This is a genomic window from Vibrio minamisatsumaniensis, from assembly GCF_050337445.1.
GTDB lineage: Bacteria > Pseudomonadota > Gammaproteobacteria > Enterobacterales > Vibrionaceae > Vibrio > Vibrio artabrorum.
Genome location: NZ_JAKJSY010000013.1, coordinates 43,088 through 62,821, shown reverse-complemented (window position 1 = coordinate 62,821; position 19,734 = coordinate 43,088). Strand labels below are relative to the sequence as shown.

The window sequence follows — 19,734 nt, the reverse complement described above, 5'->3', positions numbered from 1 at the left end:
TTGTATTACTTAATCTCAGTTGTAGATAACTCGCGAATTTGTAAAAGATATAGGCAGGACTTAGTTATGATTCAGATCGTCATTGATGGTAAGTTTCGGATTGTCGAACAAGGACAGACCGTTCTTGAGGCGGCAAAAACATGCGGTTTAGAGATTCCATCTTTATGTGGTTTGAACAAAACAGCGGATAAAATACCGTGTGATTTGTGTGTGGTCGAAGTCGAGGGGATGGGAGTGACACGCTCTTGTGAGCTAGAGGTGTCTAATGGATTGAATATCAAGACTCAGTCAAAACAATTAACGACCCATCGCCAACAAGCTCTGAACCGGATTATGGTCGATCATTACGCCGACTGTGAGGCGCCATGTCAAACGGCTTGCCCAGCAGGCGTCGATATTCAATCTTACCTTCATCATATTGCGCAAAATGATCACATTAAAGCGATAGAAGTGATCAAAAAAACACTGCCGATGCCACTTTCGATTGGTCGTGTTTGTCCGGCTTTCTGTGAAACCGAATGTCGTCGTAACTTGGTTGATGAATCCATCGCGATTCGCCAATTGAAACGACATGCTGCCGACGCTGATTTAGCCGCTCAAGAGAGCTATAAACCCGAAAAGAAACCTAATAAAGGCAAGCGCATTGCGATTGTTGGTAGTGGGCCCGGTGGCCTTACCGCTGGGTATTACCTGTCGAACGAAGGTTACGATGTCAGTGTTTATGAGTCGATGCCCCAAGCGGGTGGTTGGCTACGATATGGTATTCCTGAATATCGTTTACCTAAGTCGATACTCGATAAAGAAATCGAGCTGATGTGTCGAAATGGAATGGATATTGAGTGCGGTAAAAAGCTCGGTGTCGATTTTACACTGTCTGATTTGAGTCAAGATTTTGATGCGGTTTGTTTAGCGGTTGGCGCATCGCAAGCGGTTGAAATGAACTATCCAGGTAGTGAGCTTGGTGGTTGTTATCTTGGCGTTGATTACCTAAAAGATTACGTGACCGATAAGCAGTATGTTACGGGTCAAAAAGTGGCTGTGATTGGCGGTGGTAATACTGCAATTGACTGCGCTCGAACCGCCGTTCGTGACGGGGCTGATACCACGCTAATTTACCGTCGGACGCGAGACGAGATGCCAGCGGAAGATTATGAAATCGAAGAAGCTGAACATGAAGGCGTGAAGTTCCACTTTTTAACCAACCCAGCAGAAAACATAGCCGATAAAAATGGTCGTGTCTCTGAAGTTCGATTGGAACGTATGGCTCTGGGGCCGGCGGATGCTTCAGGTCGTCGCAGTCCGCAACCTACTGGCGAGTTCTTTGTTGAGGCGTTCGATACGGTGATTGCTGCCGTGTCACAAAAGCCCGATCTGAGCTTTATGGATAATGAGCCACTGGAAATTCCCTTAACGCGTTGGAATACGGCTGATGCTAATCCACAAACTATGCATACCGGAACAGGGAATATTTTCAGTATTGGTGATTTCCGACGTGGCCCAGCCACCGCAGTAGAAGCGGTGGGCGATGGGCGCATTGCTGCACAAGCGATTGACCGATTCTTTCATGGTGATATGGATGATATCCCAACGAAACCCTTTAATTCAAGAAAGGAAAAGCAGCTAAAAGCAGTTGACCCTGAGCAGTATCAATCCATTCAACGTATGGCTCGCAGAATCATGCCAGAGTTAACCCCTGAGCAGCGTGAGCAGAGCTTCGATGAGGTAGAAACCGGTTTTGATAATGCCGATGCGATGGCAGAAGCGGCAAGATGTTTAGAGTGTGGCTGCCAAGCCAATACCGACTGTGACCTACGTGATTACTCGACGGAATATAAAGCGACGCAAACACATCCAGAATACAAAATCGATGTCTCATCGAATGAAAGTTGGCAGGCGATTCGTGCTGAAGAAGCGAAGAACGGCATTACAAGGCAGAAATTCGTGGTCGATGACAGCTCTGAATTTATCATTTTTGATGCCAACCGCTGTATCAGTTGTGGTCAGTGTATCCAAGCGTGTCGCGAGCAGAGTGTCCATGGTGTTCTGAGCTTTATGAAGCAATCCGATGGCAAGCCAGCATCAAGACCTGAATGTCGACCTAATTTTGGTGCAAACAAGACCGTAATGGGTGACTCGAACTGTGTTCAATGTGGCTCATGTGTTCAGGCGTGTCCAACCGGTGCGATGGTGGATGCTCGTGATAGAAAACAGGGTGACACCGACGTACTTAAGAAAGTCGATACCATCTGCACCTATTGTGGTGTTGGCTGTAAGCTAACCATGCATGTCGATGAGCAGAAAAATAAAATCCGTTATATCGAAGGCGGTGATTCCCCAGTAAATGAGGGCATGTTGTGTGTTAAGGGGCGCTTCGGCTTTGACTTTGTCGGAAGTGATGCGCGTTTAACCACGCCATTAATACGCAAAGATGGCCAGTTACAACCGGCGAGCTGGGATGAAGCGATTACGCTTATTGCTGATAAATTCACCGCAATTAAGCAAGATTTTGGTAGCAATGCATTGGCGGGGTTCTCGTCAGCAAAAACGACCAATGAAGATAACTATGCTTTTCAAAAATTCATTCGTCGTGAACTCGGCACCAACAACGTCGATCACTGTGCTCGCCTTTGTCATGCTTCAACGGTAACAGGTTTGGAAGCTTCTCTAGGTAGTGGGGCAATGACCAATGATATTCCAAGTATCAAACACTCGGATGTGATCTTTATTATTGGGTCAGACACCACGGCGGCACACCCAATTATCGGTTCGCATATCAAGCAAGCGGTTAGGCATGGCGGGGCTCGGCTTATTGTGGCTGACCCGAAAAGGATCGATATTGCCGATCATGCTGAACTTTATTTAGCACATCGACCGGGAACCGATGTGATGCTGATTAATGGTGTGATGCAGCAGATTATTAAACATGGTTGGTATGATCAAGATTATATTGAAGATCGTGTGGACGGCTTTGATACTTTGCTTCAAGAGGTCATGTCACCAAGTTATTCACTCGACAAGGTGGAGTTGGTGACAGGCGTTAAAGCCGAAGATATCTTTGCGATGGCACGCTTGATCGGTACGGCAGAGCGTACGGCTGTCTATTATTCCATGGGTATTACACAACACACGACTGGGCACGATAATGTTCGCTCAATCGCTAACCTGCAACTCTTGTGTGGCAATATTGGTATTGAAGGTGGTGGTATTAACCCATTGCGCGGTCAATCTAATGTTCAGGGGGCGTGCGACATGGGCGCATTACCCAACAACCTTCCGGGTTATCAGAAAGTGTATAACCTACTGGTTCGTCAAAAGTTTGCCATGGAGTGGGGTGTTTCTGAGCTGCCTGCTGAAATGGGGTTAACGCTGACTGAGATCATTGATGGTGCCTGTCATCGCGATGTACGTGGTTTGTATGTCATGGGTGAGAACCCAGTGCTCAGTGATCCTAACCAATCTCACGTGATTGAAGCTCTTGAAACTCTAGACTTCCTTGTGGTGCAAGATATCTTTTTAACGGAAACGGCTCAGTATGCTGATGTGGTTTTACCATCTTGTTCGTTTGCTGAAAAATCCGGTCACTTCACCAACACAGAGCGTCGAGTTCAACGTGTTAATCCAGCGGTTAATCCTCCGGGTCAAGCAAAAGAAGATTGGGTGATTATTCAACTATTGGCGAATGCCATGGGAGGCGACTGGACATATAATACGGTTGCTGATATCACCAATGAGATCGCTCGTGTAACACCGCAGTATGGAGGGTTACGTTGGGAGAATATTACCGCGAATGGTGTTCAGTGGCCGAGTAATAAGAATAACCCAAACGGCACGCGTATTATGCACCAAACCCAATTTACTCGTGGGCGCGGTCAAATGGCGGCGATTCCGTTTAGGTATGCAGCAGAATTACCCGATGAAGATTACCCATTGGTGTTGACCACAGGACGTGTTCTTGAGCAGTTTCACACCGGAACTATGACACGCAAAACCCAAGGGCTTGATAATTTAGCAGGGCCTCGTGCAATGGTCAGTGTTCAGGATGCTGAAGCGTTAGGTATCTCGAATGGGCAGATGCTCAAAGTCTCAACCCGTCGTGGCGAGATTGAAATCGCAGCATTTGTAACTAAGCGAATGCAAAAGGGGGTGGTATTTATTCCATTCCATTTTGTCGAATCTCCAGTTAATCGCTTAACTACGACAGCAACTGATCCGCATGCTAAGATCCCAGAGTTTAAAGTAGCGGCAGTTCGCATTGATCCCATTCGAGAGTCTGAAGCCGAAACAACAGAAGCTTAGTTCCGAGCGTTAAGCTAATTAACGACACGCATTAAAAAACCGCATAACTCTCAGAGTTATGCGGTTTTTTTATTTAGCTCAATTCGTCAGCAATCAATGACGTAGTCAGTCTTTTAGTCTGAAGCAAGCTCATTGCCGTGAACACCAAACTGTTTCGCGGCGTACGCGACGCGTTCTGTCGGTTTTGGATATTCAGCGGGTATGCCAAGGTTTTCAATATGGTGTAAGCGAGGCAGTAAACCTGCGCCATTTGCAATTTGGATTGCTAACCCTGGACGTGCGTTAAGCTCCAGTACCATAGGACCTTCTTCTTGGTCTAAAACCATGTCTGTGCCCATATAACCAAGGCCTGTCATTTCCCAAGCGCTTGAAGCAAGCGTCAGTAGTTTCTCCCAATGTGGTATTTTGAGTAACGCTAACTCTTTTCCTGTGTCTGGGTGATGAGTGACTGGATGGTCGAACTGAACGGCCCGAACGGCTTTACCTGTCGCGATACAAATACCGACGCCTACAGCACCTTGGTGCAAGTTTGCCTTACCGTCCGAGGCGGAAGTTGATAGACGCATCATTGCCATGACAGGGTAGCCTTTGAACACGATGATCCGAACGTCAGGCACACCTTCGTAACTAAAGCCGTCGAAACATTCATCAAACTTGATGAGGTTTTCAACCACGGCGACGTCGTTTTTACCACCAAGTGAAAAAAGACCAGCCAGAGCGTTACTGATGTGACGCTCTACATCTTGTTTATTAATGGTCGAACCGGATGGCTTAGTATAAACGCCATCTTTGTGAGACGTGATCACAAGGATACCTTTCCCACCACTGCCTTGAGCCGGCTTGATTACAAAACCAGGCCACTCTCTAACCATCTTATGTATTGTTTTTACTTCAGCTTGGTGACTAATAACACCAATCAGTTTTGGAACCGTCGCGCCAGCCTGTTCAGCGATGATTTTAGTCTTAAGCTTGTCATCAACGAGTGGATATTTAGAACGATCATTATAGCGACCAATATAACTATGGTTACGCTTGTTCATTCCCATTATGCCTTTGTCTTTCAACTTAAACGGTGAAGTAAATTGCTCAAACATAATTTAGTCCTCCGTTAGCGGCTTAAATCGACGAAGCTCGGTCAGACGGTAGCCCGTGTAGTTACCCAGTAACAGTATGGTTGCTAAAATAACCAGTTGTAAACCAATGAAGTTAAACGTTAAATGTTGAATGAAGGGGTTCGTCATACCTAAGTAAACAAGCACTGCGGTAAATAGAGACCCGCCACCTTGCAGCACAACTTCTTTCGCTCCTTCCTCTTCCCAAAGGATAGACATACGTTCGATAGTCCAAGATAAAATAATCATTGGGAAGAACGTAATGGACAGACCCTCTGTTAGGCCAATCTTAAACGCCACCACCGTAAACACAGAAATAATCAATATCACCGTAATGATCACCGCCGATATTCGGGCAACCAGTAAGAGATTGAGCTTGGACAAGTAACTTCGTATGACAAGGCCGGTCCCCACGATCAATAGGAAGCCGACAATACCCGTTACCAATTGTGTTTGTACAAAGGCGACCGCAATCAAAACCGGCATGAATGTACCGGACGTTTTCAAACCAATGATGACACGCAAGAATACAACAATCAGTGCTCCGATGGGGATCAGCATGATGGTTTTAAACATCGCTTGTTCTTCTAGCGGTAAACTGTGGATGGATAAGTTCAATAGCTGGTCTGAAGAAATTTTGCTGTTGGTTGCTTCCGTTGGTGAAACTTCTTGAGCAATCATCGAAAAATGCACTTTACTGTTTTGACCACCCACCACATCCAATAAAGAGACGTTTGATTCATCCCAGATAAGTAGATTTGGTTGAATTTGTTGTTGGCTTGATTCAGGAGAAAATAGAATCCATTGTTCATTGTCCCAAATCTGGATCATGTTTTGAATTGATTGACGACGACGTCCATCCTCGAGTTCGATAACACCAACCACTTTGTTGTGGATTTTTGCGGCTGAAAGTAGCTTGTGTGTGGCTTCTACTTTGGTCATGTGGTTCAGAATGAGTGCTGAATTTTGGCTATCGGGATCGTTAAGCGTTTTGATTAGCTCACGAGTAAATGTGAGGTTATCTGCTGAGCGTTTGGTTGCTCGATCAATCAACGCAAGAGCCGCAGCTTCTTCTGGGCCGTCAAAGCTTGGCTGTACAATTTCACCTTTTGGAGGGATATTCTCCACTTTGGCTTGGTTGTCGACTAAAAATTGTGTTTTGTAGTAGATGGTTTGCGGGCCGTCGGCATAGCGAATCGACCATTCTGCACGGCGACCAGACTCCGTATTTAAATAAGAAATACCGTAACCCGGTGAGGAAGCTGACTCGCCAATAAGTGTGTAGTTAGATTGAGTGTGAGGAGCCGCTAACGAAACTTTTGCTTCTTTGCCTACAGCATTGAACTCGACTCGAGCTTCAACGTCCCAGATTTGTCTGGTTTCTCCTGGGGTCCACGGTACCCCGTAGGTCATATGTCTAAATATACTGAGTGTTATACCAGCTACAATGAGTAGCAAAATAGAGATATAAAATGGAATTCTGGATGTCATAGCTTACCCTACTATTGTTATTTAGCTTCCGTTTGTACGTACTTTTTGCTTACATCTACTAACGCGATATCTTTGATAAATTCACGTCCCAGTAATACAGGGTGAGTCATTTGAGAGCGATCCGCCAATGTAAATTGCGCTTTTTCATGGATATTTCCAACTTTTACCCACAATTCAATGACAGCTCGACGCTCTGTCTGGGCATTGGTTGACTGACGAATTTTCACATAACGAAGAATTGGCGCTTCAATCCACTTTTTGTCTTCTGCTGCTTGGGCTTTGTCGTCTAGGTGAAATTTAACCCAGTTCTTGCCATTACGTTCGAACTTTTTGATATCGACAGCGTTTAAAGATGAAGTGCTTGCGCCGGTATCAACTCGAGCATCAAAGCTTTGTGCTATTAAGTCGATAGACACCTTTTCGATTCCGCCTAGGATAGTGGGTTGTGAAGTGGGTGGAATAGGAGCGATAGCAACGGTCATGGGTTTCTTTTTCTCTAACTGTTGCGTGACTTTATTTTCGACTCTCGTGAGATGGACATCTAATTGGTTAGACAGAGCCGTAATTTCACCTTCTAAACTTTCAATATAGTCATTTTGGTTACTTATTTTCAGTTCAAGGTTTTGAACCCTATTTGCGATGTTTGTCTCTGAGCGAGAAAGAGCGTCGAGAGTTTCTTGGTGGTAGGTTGCACCATTTGTGAGGGTGCAGCCAGAGAGCAAACCCACCGCCACAATTGGCGATAATCGCTTAAACATAAAAAAACCTTAGAGAATTTGATAATAGTTCAGACTATTTAGGATTTTATCTCACAAAAAAGGATGCGTGAAGCATCCTATTGTAAGAGTCTGGTTATATTGAATCGCAATGTGAGCGTTACGCCAATTATTGCGCATTCAAATTGTTCACTTATTAAATACCAGCCGTTTTTTAAACAATTAACGTGTATTTAGACTCAAAGTTAATACAAAAAATGGTCGTTGAGTGGATCAATCTTATGGCTTTGTTGCGACCAAAATCGCACGTCTTGGTGCAGGGTGACCTTCAACGGTTTTACTTGGATCGTTCGGATCGAGGTAATCTGGAAGAGAGTTGTGTGTCATCCATTCTGTTGTGCGTTGTTCACCACTCGTCGTGACATTTTCGTCAACGATTCGTACGTCGTCAAAACCCACTTGCTCTAGCCAGCGTTTCAGGGCGCGAGCAGAAGGGAAGAAGTAGACGTTTCTCATTTGCGCATAGCGATCAACCGGTACCAGTACCGCATTTTCGTCGCCTTCGATAACCAAAGTTTCAAGCACCAGTTCACCGCCTGAGACCAATTGGTCTTTCAGTTGAATCAAATGGTCCAGTGGTGAACGACGGTGGTAAAGCACCCCCATACTGAATACCGTATCGTAGGCTTCAAGCTTTGGCAGTTGCTCAATGCCAAGCGGTAATAGGTGAGCTCGTTGGTCATCGCCCATCAACTTACGAATCGCTTCAAACTGAACCAAGAATAGGTGGGAAGGATCAATACCAACCGTTAAGCGAGCACCTTCACCCAGCATGCGCCACATGTGGTAGCCATTGCCACAACCGACATCGAGAACCGAACGGTTTTTCAAAGGAGAGATATGTGGCAGCACACGATCCCATTTCCAGTCACTGCGCCACTCAGTATCAATATGAATATCGTGAACCGTGTAAGGTCCTTTTCTCCATGGGTGGAAGGTCTTTAGTAGGCTTTCTAGCTTTTTAAGCTCGCCGGTGTGAAACGGTGTTGAGCTGCCAACCGTCACTGAATTTTTCAGGTCAACTTGATCTGGCATACCTTGTGGAATCTTGTTTAGTGCACGTAACCAACGATCGAAATCGCCGTGCTCTGCATTTTGCCAATCGGTCAGTTGTTGTGGCAGAACATTGAGCCACGGCTGAAGGCGAGTATTTTGGGCAATAAGTTGATAAAAATTGGCAAAATTAAACATAGGTTTTCACTGAGTTGGTGGTGTAGAAATTAAATTTGTCACTCGATTAAGAGTGTAGACAAACAGGCTAGGGAGTCTCGTTTATCGTGTTTGATAAGAGATCCCCAACTCGCTCGTTCCTCGCTCTTGAGGATGACATTTTAGTACGTGCTAACGGTGTCGCGACTATGACGTAATCGAAAATGTTTATTTTATCGCGAACATTGAACCAAAGTTGAAACATTGGAACCAGACTTCGTTGCTTGAGAAGCCAATCTTATCAAATCGCTCTCTGTGAACCGGGATCGAGTCTGGACGCATCACGTTTTCAATTGCGCTGCGCTTCTGACTGACTTCTAACTCGCTGTATCCGTTGGCGCGCTTAAAGTCGTGATGCAGGTCGATAAGCAGTTCATTGGCGCTTTCATCTTCGAAGACGTATTTTTCTGACAAGATTAAGATCCCGCCTGGGCGTAAACCGGCATGAATCTTCTCAAGCAGAGCGTATCGATCGTCTGGAGAAAGAAATTGCAGCGTAAAGTTAAGCACCACGACAGAAGCGTCTTTGATTTCCACTTCACGGATGTCGGCTTCAATCACGTCTACCGGTGTGTCACTGCGGTAAGCATTAACGTGCAATTTGCAGCGCTCAACCATGGCTTCTGAATTATCTATCGCGAAAATCGTGCAGCCTTCTTGCTGAATGTGACGACGCATAGACAGTGTCGCAGCACCAAGCGAGCAGCCAAGGTCGTAAACATTGGAATGTGGTTTTACAAAGCGTTCAGCCAGCATGCCGATTGCAGAGATTATATTGCTATAGCCAGGCACCGAACGTTGAATCATATCCGGAAATACTTCAGCAACCCTTGCATCAAAGGTGAAGTCTCCAATTTTATCGATAGGAGCGGAAAAGATATTGTCTGTGTTGCTCATGGCATTTTCTCTCGACAGTCAGCGTAATCGGCACAAAATTCGTACCAAATAAAAGGGGACATATTTTACGTAAAAAAAGCGTCACTGTCACGAAAACTGAGATTAGGCTAAGGATTAGAGCGAGTGGAGTGATAACAGAAGGATCAAAACATCGAGATTTGATGATTGCTTTTTTGAGCCGGAAACTGAGCCAGATTGGGTAATAATAATGACGTATTTTCAGATATTTGCTTAGAATGACTAGGCTACTTCCCCCTCGCCGCGATTAAAACGCTTTTATCTCGAACAAAATTTAACGACGAAAGGTCAACGCGCCCTAAAATCTACTGTACGAGAGTTTTGCTGATTAAGGTACTTTCGAGATATAATTATCGCAATTTTTTCGGTTTTGATGAATCTTTGTGCACTTGATGAGCTAAAAAGCAGCAAAGCCAGATAAAACACAATAAATTCGAATGTGGAAGGTCGATTTTAAGCGAGTTTCCGCGTATAAATGTTCCTTTGCTCTGTTGTGTGGAATGACCACTGACAGCTTGGAAACTAGTAAATAATTAAGAGATTGGGAAATTCATTATGCGTACCCATTACTGTGGTAACCTGAACAAGTCCCTGGCGGGACAAACTGTAGAATTGTGCGGCTGGGTAAACCGTCGCCGTGATTTAGGCGGTCTTATCTTTATTGATATGCGTGATCGTGAAGGCATCGTTCAGGTTGTTGTCGATCCAGATATGAAAGATATCTTCCCGATCGCTAACCAACTGCGTAATGAATTCTGTATCAAGTTTACTGGTGAAGTACGTGTTCGTCCGGACAGCCAAGTAAATAAAGACATGGCTACTGGTGAAGTAGAACTTTACGCGACGGGTCTAGAGATCATCAACCGTTCAGAAGCGCTTCCACTAGACTTCAACCAAACGAACTCTGAAGAGCAGCGTCTTAAGTACCGTTACATCGATCTTCGTCGTCCAGAAATGAGCGACCGTATCAAGCTTCGTGCACGTGCTTCTAGCTTCGTTCGTCGTTTCCTAGATGAGAACCTATTCCTAGACATCGAAACGCCAGTACTCACGAAAGCGACACCAGAAGGTGCTCGTGACTACCTAGTACCAAGCCGTGTTCACAAAGGTAGCTTCTACGCACTTCCTCAATCTCCTCAGCTGTTCAAGCAACTGCTGATGATGTCTGGTTTCGACCGTTACTACCAAATCGTTAAATGTTTCCGTGATGAAGATTTACGTGCTGACCGTCAGCCTGAATTTACTCAAATCGATATCGAAACATCTTTCATGACTTCTCAAGAAGTACGTAACGTGACTGAGAAGCTTGTTCACGATATGTGGAAAGAACTTCTCGATGTTGAACTCGGTCAATTCCCAGTAATGCCGTTCTCTGAAGCGATTCGTCGTTTCGGTTCTGATAAGCCAGATCTACGTAACCCATTAGAGCTCGTTGATGTTGCTGACTTGGTTAAAGACGTTGAGTTCAAAGTATTCTCTGGCCCAGCTAACGACGAAAAAGGTCGCGTAGCGGTTATCCGTGTTCCAGGTGGTGCTAAGCTAACTCGTAAGCAAATCGACGGTTACGCTGAACACGTAAACATCTACGGCGCGAAAGGCCTAGCTTGGATGAAGGTTAACGACCGTGCTGCAGGTATGGAAGGTATTCAATCTCCAGTGGCTAAGTTTCTAAGCGAAGACGTAATCAACGGTATTCTCGATCGCACTCAAGCTGAATCTGGCGATATCATTCTGTTCGGCGCAGACAAAGCGGGCATCGTTGCTGAAGCAATGGGCGCACTTCGTCTTAAACTAGGTACGGATCTAGAGCTAACAGACACATCTGCATGGGCTCCACTGTGGGTTGTTGACTTCCCAATGTTCGAAGAAGACGGCGAAGGTAACCTACACGCGATGCACCACCCATTCACATCACCACTCGGGGTGAACGCGGAAGAGCTTAAAGCGAACCCAGCAGCAGCAAATTCTGATGCATACGACATGGTCATCAACGGCTACGAAGTAGGCGGCGGTTCTGTACGTATTCACAACGCAGAAATGCAAACGGCGGTATTCGGTATCCTAGGTATCGAAGCACAAGAGCAACAAGAGAAGTTCGGCTTCCTACTTGAAGCGCTTAAGTACGGTACGCCACCACACGCTGGTCTAGCATTCGGTCTTGACCGTCTAGCAATGCTACTTTGTGGTACTGAGAACATCCGTGACGTTATCGCATTCCCGAAAACAACCGCTGCAGCATGTCTACTAACAGACGCGCCAAGCCTAGCGAACCCAGCATCACTGGAAGAGCTAGCCATCGCAGTTAAATTGGCAGAGAAAAAAGAGCAAGCGTAAGCCTGTTATCTTTTGTTGTTGATAAAGAGATCCTAGTTGATAGAGAGCTCTTTAATTTATGAGCCAGACTTGCCAGTAAATTAGAATATGCCCGTTAATTTGACGGGCATTTTTTTTTGCGTTCGATATACTAAGCTCATAAAGCATGTATAAATAATCAGTATTGAAGTTATGTCTATTATCTTAGGGATTGACCCTGGCTCGCGTATTACCGGCTATGGCGTGATTCGTCAAAATGGTCGCCATCTATATTACTTAGGTAGCGGTTGTATCCGCACCTCTGAAAAAGAATTGCCGGGCCGACTCAAACAAATCTACGCCGGTGTGAGCGAAATCATCACTCAGTTTCAGCCAGATGTGTTTGCGATTGAGCAGGTCTTCATGGCGAAGAATGCGGATTCTGCACTTAAGCTGGGACAAGCTCGTGGCAGCGCGATAGTGGCAGCGGTAAATGCGGATTTGCCAGTACATGAATACGCAGCAAGGTTAATCAAGCAAGCGGTGACCGGCAATGGTGGTGCGGACAAGTCAATGGTTCAAAACATGGTGATGAGTATGCTTAAGTTACCTGCCAAACCACAGGCCGATGCTGCCGATGCTCTTGGTGTCGCGATCACGCACGCTAACACCAATAAAACTTTGATAGCGCTTGCAGGTAAAGCGACAGGTGCGAGAAAAGGGCGCTACCGTTAGTTAAAAATCACACCATCGCTACGCTGCTTTGAATTTAATTGAGGCACTTTAAATCTTTTGATGTCAGGCTGAATAAGTCTAAATTAATCACGAGAACAAACACAAAGAACTGGATAAGTATCCAGTTCTTTTATATTCTGTCCCACAAAATATATTCCATCAAGAGAGCAAGTTGTGATCGGACGTTTACGCGGTACATTAATAGAAAAGCAACCCCCTGAGTTACTAATCGAAGTGAGTGGTGTTGGCTATGAAGTTCAAATGCCAATGAGCTGTTTTTATGAATTACCTAACGTGGGCGAAGAGGCAATCATCTACACGCACTTTGTGGTACGTGAAGATGCCCAGTTACTTTATGGTTTTAATACAGTTAAAGAGCGTGCGCTGTTCCGCGAAGTCATCAAAGCTAACGGAGTAGGCCCTAAGCTTGGCCTTGGCATTCTTTCGGGTATGACGGCTAGTCAGTTTGTTCAGAGTGTTGAACGTGAAGATATTTCTACGCTGGTTAAACTTCCAGGAGTGGGTAAGAAAACCGCTGAACGTTTGGTTGTTGAAATGAAAGACCGCCTGAAAGGGTGGGGCGCGGGTGACCTGTTTACTCCAGCAACGGACGCAGCTCCGATTGATTCAATGCCAACGGTTCACGACGCGGAAGAAGAAGCGGTCAGTGCACTGCTTGCATTAGGCTACAAGCCGACTCAAGCTTCTAAGGTGGTTTCTCAAGTGGCTAAAGATGGCATGACCAGCGAACAGTTGATTCGCGAAGCTCTGAAATCGATGGTTTAATACTCAATATACTTGTTCTACAAAATAGACTCATTTACTTTGCCTTTACACAGAGTCAAGAAGCGCAGAGTTAAGAAACGCATAGTTAGGAATAGCAGAATTTATGATTGAAGCCGATCGCCTTATTGCACCGGACAACCCAGTATTCAAAGATGAAGATGTCATTGATCGTGCAATACGCCCTAAAGCTCTTGCCGACTATCAAGGTCAGGATCACGTTCGTGGCCAGATGGAAATTTTCATCAAAGCGGCACAACTGCGTAGTGAGGCGCTCGATCATCTTTTGATATTTGGTCCGCCCGGTTTGGGTAAAACCACGTTGGCGAATATTGTAGCCAATGAGATGGATGTCAACATTCGTACGACTTCAGGGCCTGTATTAGAAAAAGCGGGTGACTTAGCGGCGTTGCTGACCAATCTTGAAGAAAATGATGTCCTATTTATTGATGAGATCCACCGTTTAAGCCCTGTGGTTGAAGAAGTCTTGTACCCTGCGATGGAAGACTACCAACTGGATATCATGATTGGTGAAGGACCAGCAGCACGTTCTATTAAGATCGATCTGCCTCCTTTTACTTTGATTGGCGCAACTACTCGTGCTGGTTCGCTCACCTCTCCTTTACGTGACCGATTTGGGATCACCCAACGCCTTGAGTACTACAAGGTTGAAGATTTACAAAACATCGTTCAGCGCAGTGCTGATTGCCTTGGTCTTTCTATGGATCCGGAAGGAGCGTTAGAAGTGGCTCGTCGCGCTCGAGGTACACCACGTATCGCCAACCGTTTACTTCGTCGTGTTCGTGACTACGCGGAAGTGAAAGGCGATGGACACATCTCTCCTGACGTGGCTGACAAAGCGCTCAACATGCTGGATGTCGACGCCAAAGGTTTTGACTATATGGATAGAAAGCTATTGCTTGCGATCATGGAGAAGTTTGGTGGTGGCCCTGTTGGTATCGACAATATGGCGGCGGCAATTGGTGAAGAGAGAGACACCATTGAAGATGTGTTAGAGCCTTACTTGATTCAACAAGGTTATCTACAAAGAACGCCAAGAGGTCGAATCGCGACCGACAGAGCCTATCTACATTTCGGAATCGATAAACCGTCGCATCGTTAAATTATTCATTCTATCGATCTCACCTATATTAGCGTTGGACTTAGCTATTTAATGAATAACAACTCTTTGAGCTAATCGGTAAAAAGGTCGGATATAACCCCCTCGAAAATGAAAACTGTGATTCCATTTTTAATTTCACGAGCAGTAAATGAAATGGAATATGGTGCGCTTTGTTAAAATCTTTCGTTTATTTGTGATTCGCATGTTGAGTTAGTGCGAGCCTTTTGTCGCAGATATCGAGTGTGATGAATAACAGAAGCCATCTTGGTGTGATTTTCGCCATTTTGTACAAAAGCAGCTCAAATTTACCCGAGTAAATTTGATATAAATCAACACAGAATTCGCCTATAAATCTTTTGAAACATATTGAATTTACCAGTAATATTAGCGCTAGCTATATTAGCTAGCTCTTAACAATAATCTAACTAAAACGGTACTTTTTCGCTACAAATATTGATTTTTAATAACAATTCGGCGAGTTGTTATTAAATGGATTTTTGCGGTGAATAATCACACAAGTGTCATTCAGCCGACACAAAGGAGTTACCATGATTGATGTTGTTGATCTGTCGCGATTGCAGTTTGCATTTACAGCGATGTATCACTTCTTATTTGTTCCACTGACTTTAGGTATGGCATTTCTACTTGCCATTATGGAGTCAGTTTATGTAATGACTGGCAAGCAAATTTATAAGGACATGACCAAGTTCTGGGGTAAATTGTTTGGTATTAACTTTGCTCTTGGTGTAGCGACAGGCTTAACTATGGAGTTCCAGTTTGGTACTAACTGGTCTTACTATTCTCATTATGTTGGCGACATCTTTGGTGCTCCGCTGGCTATCGAAGCGCTTGTTGCATTCTTCCTAGAGTCTACTTTTGTTGGTCTTTTCTTCTTCGGTTGGGACAGACTGTCAAAGCGTCAGCACTTAGCGGTAACCTGGCTAGTGGCACTTGGCTCTAACTTCTCTGCACTTTGGATTCTTATAGCGAATGGCTGGATGCAAAACCCAGTAGGCGCAGAATTCAACTTCGAAACCATGCGTATGGAAATGGTAAGTTTTGCAGAAGTCGTGTTTAACCCAGTTGCACAAGTTAAGTTTGTACACACAGTAGCTTCTGGCTACACGTGTGGTGCCATGTTTATACTGGGGATTAGTTCATACTACATCATGAAAGGACGTGATCTTGCGTTCGCTCGTCGTTCTTTTGCGATCGCAGCATCTTTTGGTATGGCGGCAATCCTGTCAGTAATCATTCTAGGTGACGAATCTGGCTACGAGCTTGGTGATGTTCAAAAATCGAAGCTTGCTGCTGTAGAAGCGGAGTGGAACACCGAAGAAGCACCAGCTGCATTTACTGTTTTTGGTATTCCAAACCAAGAAACTATGCAGACGGATTACGCGATTAAGATTCCTTATGTCATGGGTATCATCGCAACACGTTCCCTTGATACAGAGGTTACGGGTCTACGCGACTTACGTGAACAACACATTGAACGCATTCGTACGGGCATGTATGCATACGAGCTACTTGAAAAGCTTCGCGCTGGTGATAAGTCTGAAGCAAATATGAGTGCGTTTGACGAAGTCAAAGGTGACTTAGGTTATGGACTACTTCTAAAACGTTACACAGACAATGTTGTTGACGCAACGGAAGACCAAATCCAAATGGCAGCGGACGATTCAATCCCAACAGTGTGGCCATTGTTTAGTGCGTTCCGTATTATGGTTGGTTGCGGGTTTATTATGTTGTTCGTTTTCGGTGCGGCGTTTATCCAAACATGCCGCCAGAAAATCGAACAGAAACCTTGGATTCTCAAAGCTGCTTTATTCAGCATCCCACTACCATGGATTGCGATTGAAGCAGGTTGGTTTGTTGCTGAATTTGGTCGTCAACCATGGGCGGTTGGTGAAATCCTACCGGTTAACGTTGCAGCATCAGCACTAACTATTGAACAGCTATGGACTTCTCTCTTCGCTATCCTGGCACTGTACACGGTGTTCTTGATTGCTGAAGTTTACCTAATGCTGAAATTCGCACGTAAAGGTCCAAGTAGCTTAAAGACAGGCCGTTACCACTTTGAACAAAACGATAACTCTGTTGAAGACAAAGTTAGCCGTTCAGTCGAAGTATAAGTGAGGGAATATTATGTTTGATTACGAAAGCTTACGACTTATTTGGTGGGTATTGATCGGTGTTCTACTGGTTGGTTTCGCCGTAACTGATGGCTTCGATATGGGTGTTGCTGCTCTTTCACCGGTTATCGGTAAGAGCGACACTGAACGCCGTATTATGCTAAACACGATTGCCCCTCACTGGGATGGTAACCAAGTTTGGCTTATCACTGCGGGTGGCGCATTGTTTGCTGCATGGCCGCTGGTTTACGCAACGTCGTTTTCTGGTTTCTACTTCGCAATGTACGCGACGTTAGCAGCGCTTTGGTTACGACCACTCGCTCTTGATTACCGCTCTAAGATTGAAGATCCAAAATGGCGTAAAACTTGGGACTACGCACTTTGCTTTAGTGGCACAGTACCACCAATCATTTTCGGTGTGGCATTTGGTAACCTACTACAAGGTGTTCCATTTGACCTGAACGAGTTTATGATGTCTAAGTACCATGGCACGTTCTTCGCTCTGCTAAACCCGTTTGCATTGCTTTGTGGTGTATTAGCTCTGATGTTGTTCGTGATGCAAGGTGCAACATGGCTTCAAATGAAGACTACAGAAGAGCTGCACAGCCGCGCTCGTAATGTTGCTCAGATCACTGGCCTAATTGCTATTGCTCTGTTCATTATTGGTGGCTTCTGGGTTCAGTCTATTGAAGGCTACGTAATCACTAGCACGATGGACACGTTTGCTGATTCAAACCCACTAAACAAAGAAGTATCACTTCAAGTTGGTGCTTGGATGACAAACTTCGAAACGTATCCAGCAATGTGGGCTGCACCAATTCTAGGTGTAGTAATGCCACTGCTTGCTGTGATTGCATCTCGCTTTGAGCGTGGTGGTTTTGCTTTCTTATTCTCAAGTTTGTCTAATGCTGGTGTGATTCTAACCGCAGGTTTTGCGATGTTCCCATTCGTAATGCCATCAAGCCTAAACCCAAATCATAGTTTGACTATGTGGGATTCAACAGCAAGCGAACTTACGCTTGGCCTGATGACGGCAGTTGCGGCGGTAATGGTTCCTGTGATTCTTGGCTACACAACTTGGACATACTACAAAATGTTCGGTCGTATAGATAAGAAACATATCGAAGATAACGACGTTTCAGCTTACTAAGCTAGAAGTTAAATAACTTAGGAGAAATTTTATGTGGTATTTCGCATGGATTTTGGGTGTACTTCTAGCATGTGCATTCGGCATCATCAATGCTCTATGGCTTGAGCATTCAGAAATGATGGACAAAGACAGTGAATAACCTCGCAGAGCAAGTGGCTAAGCTGCATCAACCCATGGATAAGACTCTATTGAGAGTTTTATCCCTAATATTGGGTTTTGTGCACGTAAGTTTAGTTATGTGGGATCCTGATGCGTATGCGACAAGCATTGGTGGCTTTAACTCGATTATTGGACCTATGTTTATTTGGGCAGTATGCTCGAGCATGGTTTATGGTATTGGGTTTAAGCCCAGAGCTTGGGTATGGCAATTGCTGTTTAGCCCATACGTGTCACTCACGATTTTGCTCTACTTAACGGCGTTGCGCTTTATCTAAAAGGTAAGGTTTTGGGTTTATTACAAAGTAAACCGTTATCGTCGTAGGGTTTTTAGTCAAAAAGAGGTCATCTTATACAGATGGCCTTTTTTTTGTCTCTAAATTCAAAAAATTAACCGCGATATACGACTTAAGATAAGGAGTTAGGTTATAGTAAGACCTTTATCATTTTGGGATGTGGTATCAATTTGCAGGGATTATCTAAAACGTTTACGTGGCCAGTAACTGTCTATTACGAAGATACCGATGCTGGTGGGCTTGTGTATCATTCCAATTACCTCAAGTTTTTTGAACGTGCTCGAACGGAGATGTTACGCTCGGTAGGTGTTTCTCAACACTTGTTACTCGAAAAGAACATCGGTTTTGTCGTTCGACATATTGATATTGATTTTATTCAAGGCGCACGTCTTGATGATCGTTTACAAGTTATTACAAACATTTACGAGTTGAAGCGAGCGACCTTGGTCTTCTGTCAAGAGATCGTAAATCCTGATGGCAAAGCATTGTGTAAAGCAATGGTTAAGGTAGCATGTATCGATAATCAAAAAATGAAGCCAACGGCAATGCCAACATTTATTATTACGGAGCTAACGCATAGTGACTGCTGAAATCTCAATTTTAGGCCTAATTTTAGAAGCTAGTTTGCTAGTTAAAATGGTCATGCTAATTCTTATGGGCATGTCTGTCGTTTCTTGGGCAATGATCATTAAAAGAAGCAAAGTGCTTTCACAAGCTTCTAAACAAACGGATGTGTTTGAAGATAAGTTTTGGTCAGGTATTGACCTTGCAAAACTGTATCAAGAGAGCAATAAGCGAAAAGAGGAGCTTTCTGGTACCGAAGAGATTTTCTACGCAGGCTTTACTGAGTTCGCTCGTCTTAGAAAATCAAATGCAACCTCTCCGGACTTTATTATGGAAGGTACTGGCCGTGCAATGCGTGTAGCCGTTGCTCGTGAAGTTGATGAACTCGAAACCAGTTTGCCTTTTTTAGCGACAGTGGGTTCTATAAGCCCATACATCGGCCTGTTTGGTACGGTTTGGGGCATCATGCACTCATTCATAGCCCTAGGGCAAGTTAAGCAAGCGACATTAGCCATGGTTGCTCCTGGTATTGCAGAAGCACTGATTGCAACTGCAATGGGTTTGTTTGCTGCTATCCCAGCGGTAATGGCGTACAACCGCTTTAGTAGTCGAGTCGGTAAGCTCGAACACAACTATGCGACTTTCTCAGAAGAGTTCCACAGTATTCTTCACCGTCAAGCGATGGCTGGCAGGGAATAATA

General features: G+C 44.7%; 16 protein-coding genes and 1 pseudogene. 11 read left to right on the top strand and 6 right to left on the bottom strand.

Annotated elements, in window-relative coordinates; translation table 11 throughout:
- The first annotated feature begins 66 nt into the window (after positions 1 to 66).
- Positions 67 to 4,296 (top strand): formate dehydrogenase subunit alpha, encoded by a 4,230-nt coding sequence (fdhF, locus tag L4B77_RS03660; RefSeq protein WP_429748553.1) that lies wholly within the window; start codon positions 67 to 69, stop codon positions 4,294 to 4,296.
- Between the two features lie 113 nt (positions 4,297 to 4,409).
- Here fdhF and L4B77_RS03655 read toward each other — a convergent pair whose 3' ends face one another.
- The 6 genes and pseudogenes from L4B77_RS03655 to L4B77_RS03630 form a co-directional block, all read right to left on the bottom strand.
- A complete protein-coding gene (locus L4B77_RS03655; RefSeq protein ID WP_261837579.1) occupies positions 4,410 to 5,390 on the bottom strand; it encodes an alpha-L-glutamate ligase-like protein in 981 nt (326 codons plus the stop codon).
- Between the two features lie 3 nt (positions 5,391 to 5,393).
- Positions 5,394 to 6,899 carry an inactive transglutaminase family protein gene (locus tag L4B77_RS03650; RefSeq protein ID WP_372040084.1) on the bottom strand — a complete coding sequence of 502 codons (1,506 nt, stop codon included), beginning with the start codon at positions 6,897 to 6,899 and terminating at the stop codon, positions 5,394 to 5,396.
- A 17-nt stretch (positions 6,900 to 6,916) separates the two neighbouring features.
- Entirely contained in the window at positions 6,917 to 7,657 is a 741-nt protein-coding gene (locus tag L4B77_RS03645) for a putative ATP-dependent zinc protease (RefSeq protein ID WP_429748550.1), read from the bottom strand.
- Positions 7,658 to 7,894: 237 nt separating this feature from the next.
- Positions 7,895 to 8,866, bottom strand: a complete 972-nt coding sequence (cmoB, locus tag L4B77_RS03640; protein ID WP_429748548.1) for a tRNA 5-methoxyuridine(34)/uridine 5-oxyacetic acid(34) synthase CmoB — start codon at positions 8,864 to 8,866, stop codon at positions 7,895 to 7,897.
- 186 nt (positions 8,867 to 9,052) lie between these two features.
- Positions 9,053 to 9,781, bottom strand: coding sequence for a carboxy-S-adenosyl-L-methionine synthase CmoA (gene cmoA, locus L4B77_RS03635; RefSeq protein ID WP_261837575.1), 729 nt, complete (start codon positions 9,779 to 9,781; stop codon positions 9,053 to 9,055).
- Positions 9,782 to 9,924: 143 nt separating this feature from the next.
- A pseudogene (locus tag L4B77_RS03630) lies at positions 9,925 to 10,014 on the bottom strand (DUF72 domain-containing protein); the annotation flags it as partial.
- A gap of 340 nt (positions 10,015 to 10,354) precedes the next feature.
- Here L4B77_RS03630 and aspS point away from each other — a divergent pair.
- From aspS to tolQ, 10 genes are all read left to right on the top strand, one after another.
- Positions 10,355 to 12,133 (top strand): aspartate--tRNA ligase, encoded by a 1,779-nt coding sequence (gene aspS / locus L4B77_RS03625; RefSeq protein WP_017062081.1) that lies wholly within the window; start codon positions 10,355 to 10,357, stop codon positions 12,131 to 12,133.
- A 171-nt stretch (positions 12,134 to 12,304) separates the two neighbouring features.
- Positions 12,305 to 12,826 (top strand): crossover junction endodeoxyribonuclease RuvC, encoded by a 522-nt coding sequence (gene ruvC / locus L4B77_RS03620; RefSeq protein WP_008219936.1) that lies wholly within the window; start codon positions 12,305 to 12,307, stop codon positions 12,824 to 12,826.
- A 174-nt stretch (positions 12,827 to 13,000) separates the two neighbouring features.
- Positions 13,001 to 13,612 carry a Holliday junction branch migration protein RuvA gene (gene ruvA, locus L4B77_RS03615; RefSeq protein ID WP_017062079.1) on the top strand — a complete coding sequence of 204 codons (612 nt, stop codon included), beginning with the start codon at positions 13,001 to 13,003 and terminating at the stop codon, positions 13,610 to 13,612.
- 103 nt (positions 13,613 to 13,715) lie between these two features.
- On the top strand, positions 13,716 to 14,732 hold the full coding sequence (ruvB, locus tag L4B77_RS03610) for a Holliday junction branch migration DNA helicase RuvB (protein WP_261837572.1): 1,017 nt from the start codon (positions 13,716 to 13,718) through the stop codon (positions 14,730 to 14,732).
- Between the two features lie 548 nt (positions 14,733 to 15,280).
- Positions 15,281 to 16,867 carry a cytochrome ubiquinol oxidase subunit I gene (cydA, locus tag L4B77_RS03605; RefSeq protein WP_429748540.1) on the top strand — a complete coding sequence of 529 codons (1,587 nt, stop codon included), beginning with the start codon at positions 15,281 to 15,283 and terminating at the stop codon, positions 16,865 to 16,867.
- A gap of 13 nt (positions 16,868 to 16,880) precedes the next feature.
- A complete protein-coding gene (gene cydB, locus L4B77_RS03600; protein ID WP_429748538.1) occupies positions 16,881 to 18,017 on the top strand; it encodes a cytochrome d ubiquinol oxidase subunit II in 1,137 nt (378 codons plus the stop codon).
- A 31-nt stretch (positions 18,018 to 18,048) separates the two neighbouring features.
- On the top strand, positions 18,049 to 18,156 hold the full coding sequence (cydX, locus tag L4B77_RS03595; protein ID WP_000270284.1) for a cytochrome bd-I oxidase subunit CydX: 108 nt from the start codon (positions 18,049 to 18,051) through the stop codon (positions 18,154 to 18,156).
- Positions 18,149 to 18,451, top strand: coding sequence for a cyd operon protein YbgE (gene ybgE / locus L4B77_RS03590; protein ID WP_372040075.1), 303 nt, complete (start codon positions 18,149 to 18,151; stop codon positions 18,449 to 18,451). Before cydX ends, ybgE begins: the two co-directional genes overlap by 8 nt.
- 170 nt (positions 18,452 to 18,621) lie before the next feature.
- A complete protein-coding gene (gene ybgC / locus L4B77_RS03585; protein WP_372040073.1) occupies positions 18,622 to 19,059 on the top strand; it encodes a tol-pal system-associated acyl-CoA thioesterase in 438 nt (145 codons plus the stop codon).
- Positions 19,049 to 19,732: a protein TolQ gene (gene tolQ, locus L4B77_RS03580; RefSeq protein WP_429748535.1), complete on the top strand. Its 684-nt coding sequence runs from the start codon at positions 19,049 to 19,051 to the stop codon at positions 19,730 to 19,732. Before ybgC ends, tolQ begins: the two co-directional genes overlap by 11 nt.
- Positions 19,733 to 19,734: the final 2 nt, after the last annotated feature.

Excerpts from the sequence above, each read along its gene's own strand:
- cmoB (WP_429748548.1), bottom strand. The coding sequence starts at position 8,866 with ATGTTTAATTTTGCCAATTTTTATCAACTTATTGCCCAAAATACTCGC.
- L4B77_RS03650 (WP_372040084.1), bottom strand. The coding sequence starts at position 6,899 with ATGACATCCAGAATTCCATTTTATATCTCTATTTTGCTACTCATTGTA.
- L4B77_RS03655 (WP_261837579.1), bottom strand. The coding sequence starts at position 5,390 with ATGTTTGAGCAATTTACTTCACCGTTTAAGTTGAAAGACAAAGGCATA.
- cydX (WP_000270284.1), top strand. The coding sequence starts at position 18,049 with ATGTGGTATTTCGCATGGATTTTGGGTGTACTTCTAGCATGTGCATTC.
- ruvC (WP_008219936.1), top strand. The coding sequence starts at position 12,305 with ATGTCTATTATCTTAGGGATTGACCCTGGCTCGCGTATTACCGGCTAT.
- cydB (WP_429748538.1), top strand. The coding sequence starts at position 16,881 with ATGTTTGATTACGAAAGCTTACGACTTATTTGGTGGGTATTGATCGGT.
- fdhF (WP_429748553.1), top strand. The coding sequence starts at position 67 with ATGATTCAGATCGTCATTGATGGTAAGTTTCGGATTGTCGAACAAGGA.
- cmoA (WP_261837575.1), bottom strand. The coding sequence starts at position 9,781 with ATGAGCAACACAGACAATATCTTTTCCGCTCCTATCGATAAAATTGGA.
- cydA (WP_429748540.1), top strand. The coding sequence starts at position 15,281 with ATGATTGATGTTGTTGATCTGTCGCGATTGCAGTTTGCATTTACAGCG.
- L4B77_RS03645 (WP_429748550.1), bottom strand. The coding sequence starts at position 7,657 with ATGTTTAAGCGATTATCGCCAATTGTGGCGGTGGGTTTGCTCTCTGGC.
- ruvB (WP_261837572.1), top strand. The coding sequence starts at position 13,716 with ATGATTGAAGCCGATCGCCTTATTGCACCGGACAACCCAGTATTCAAA.
- aspS (WP_017062081.1), top strand. The coding sequence starts at position 10,355 with ATGCGTACCCATTACTGTGGTAACCTGAACAAGTCCCTGGCGGGACAA.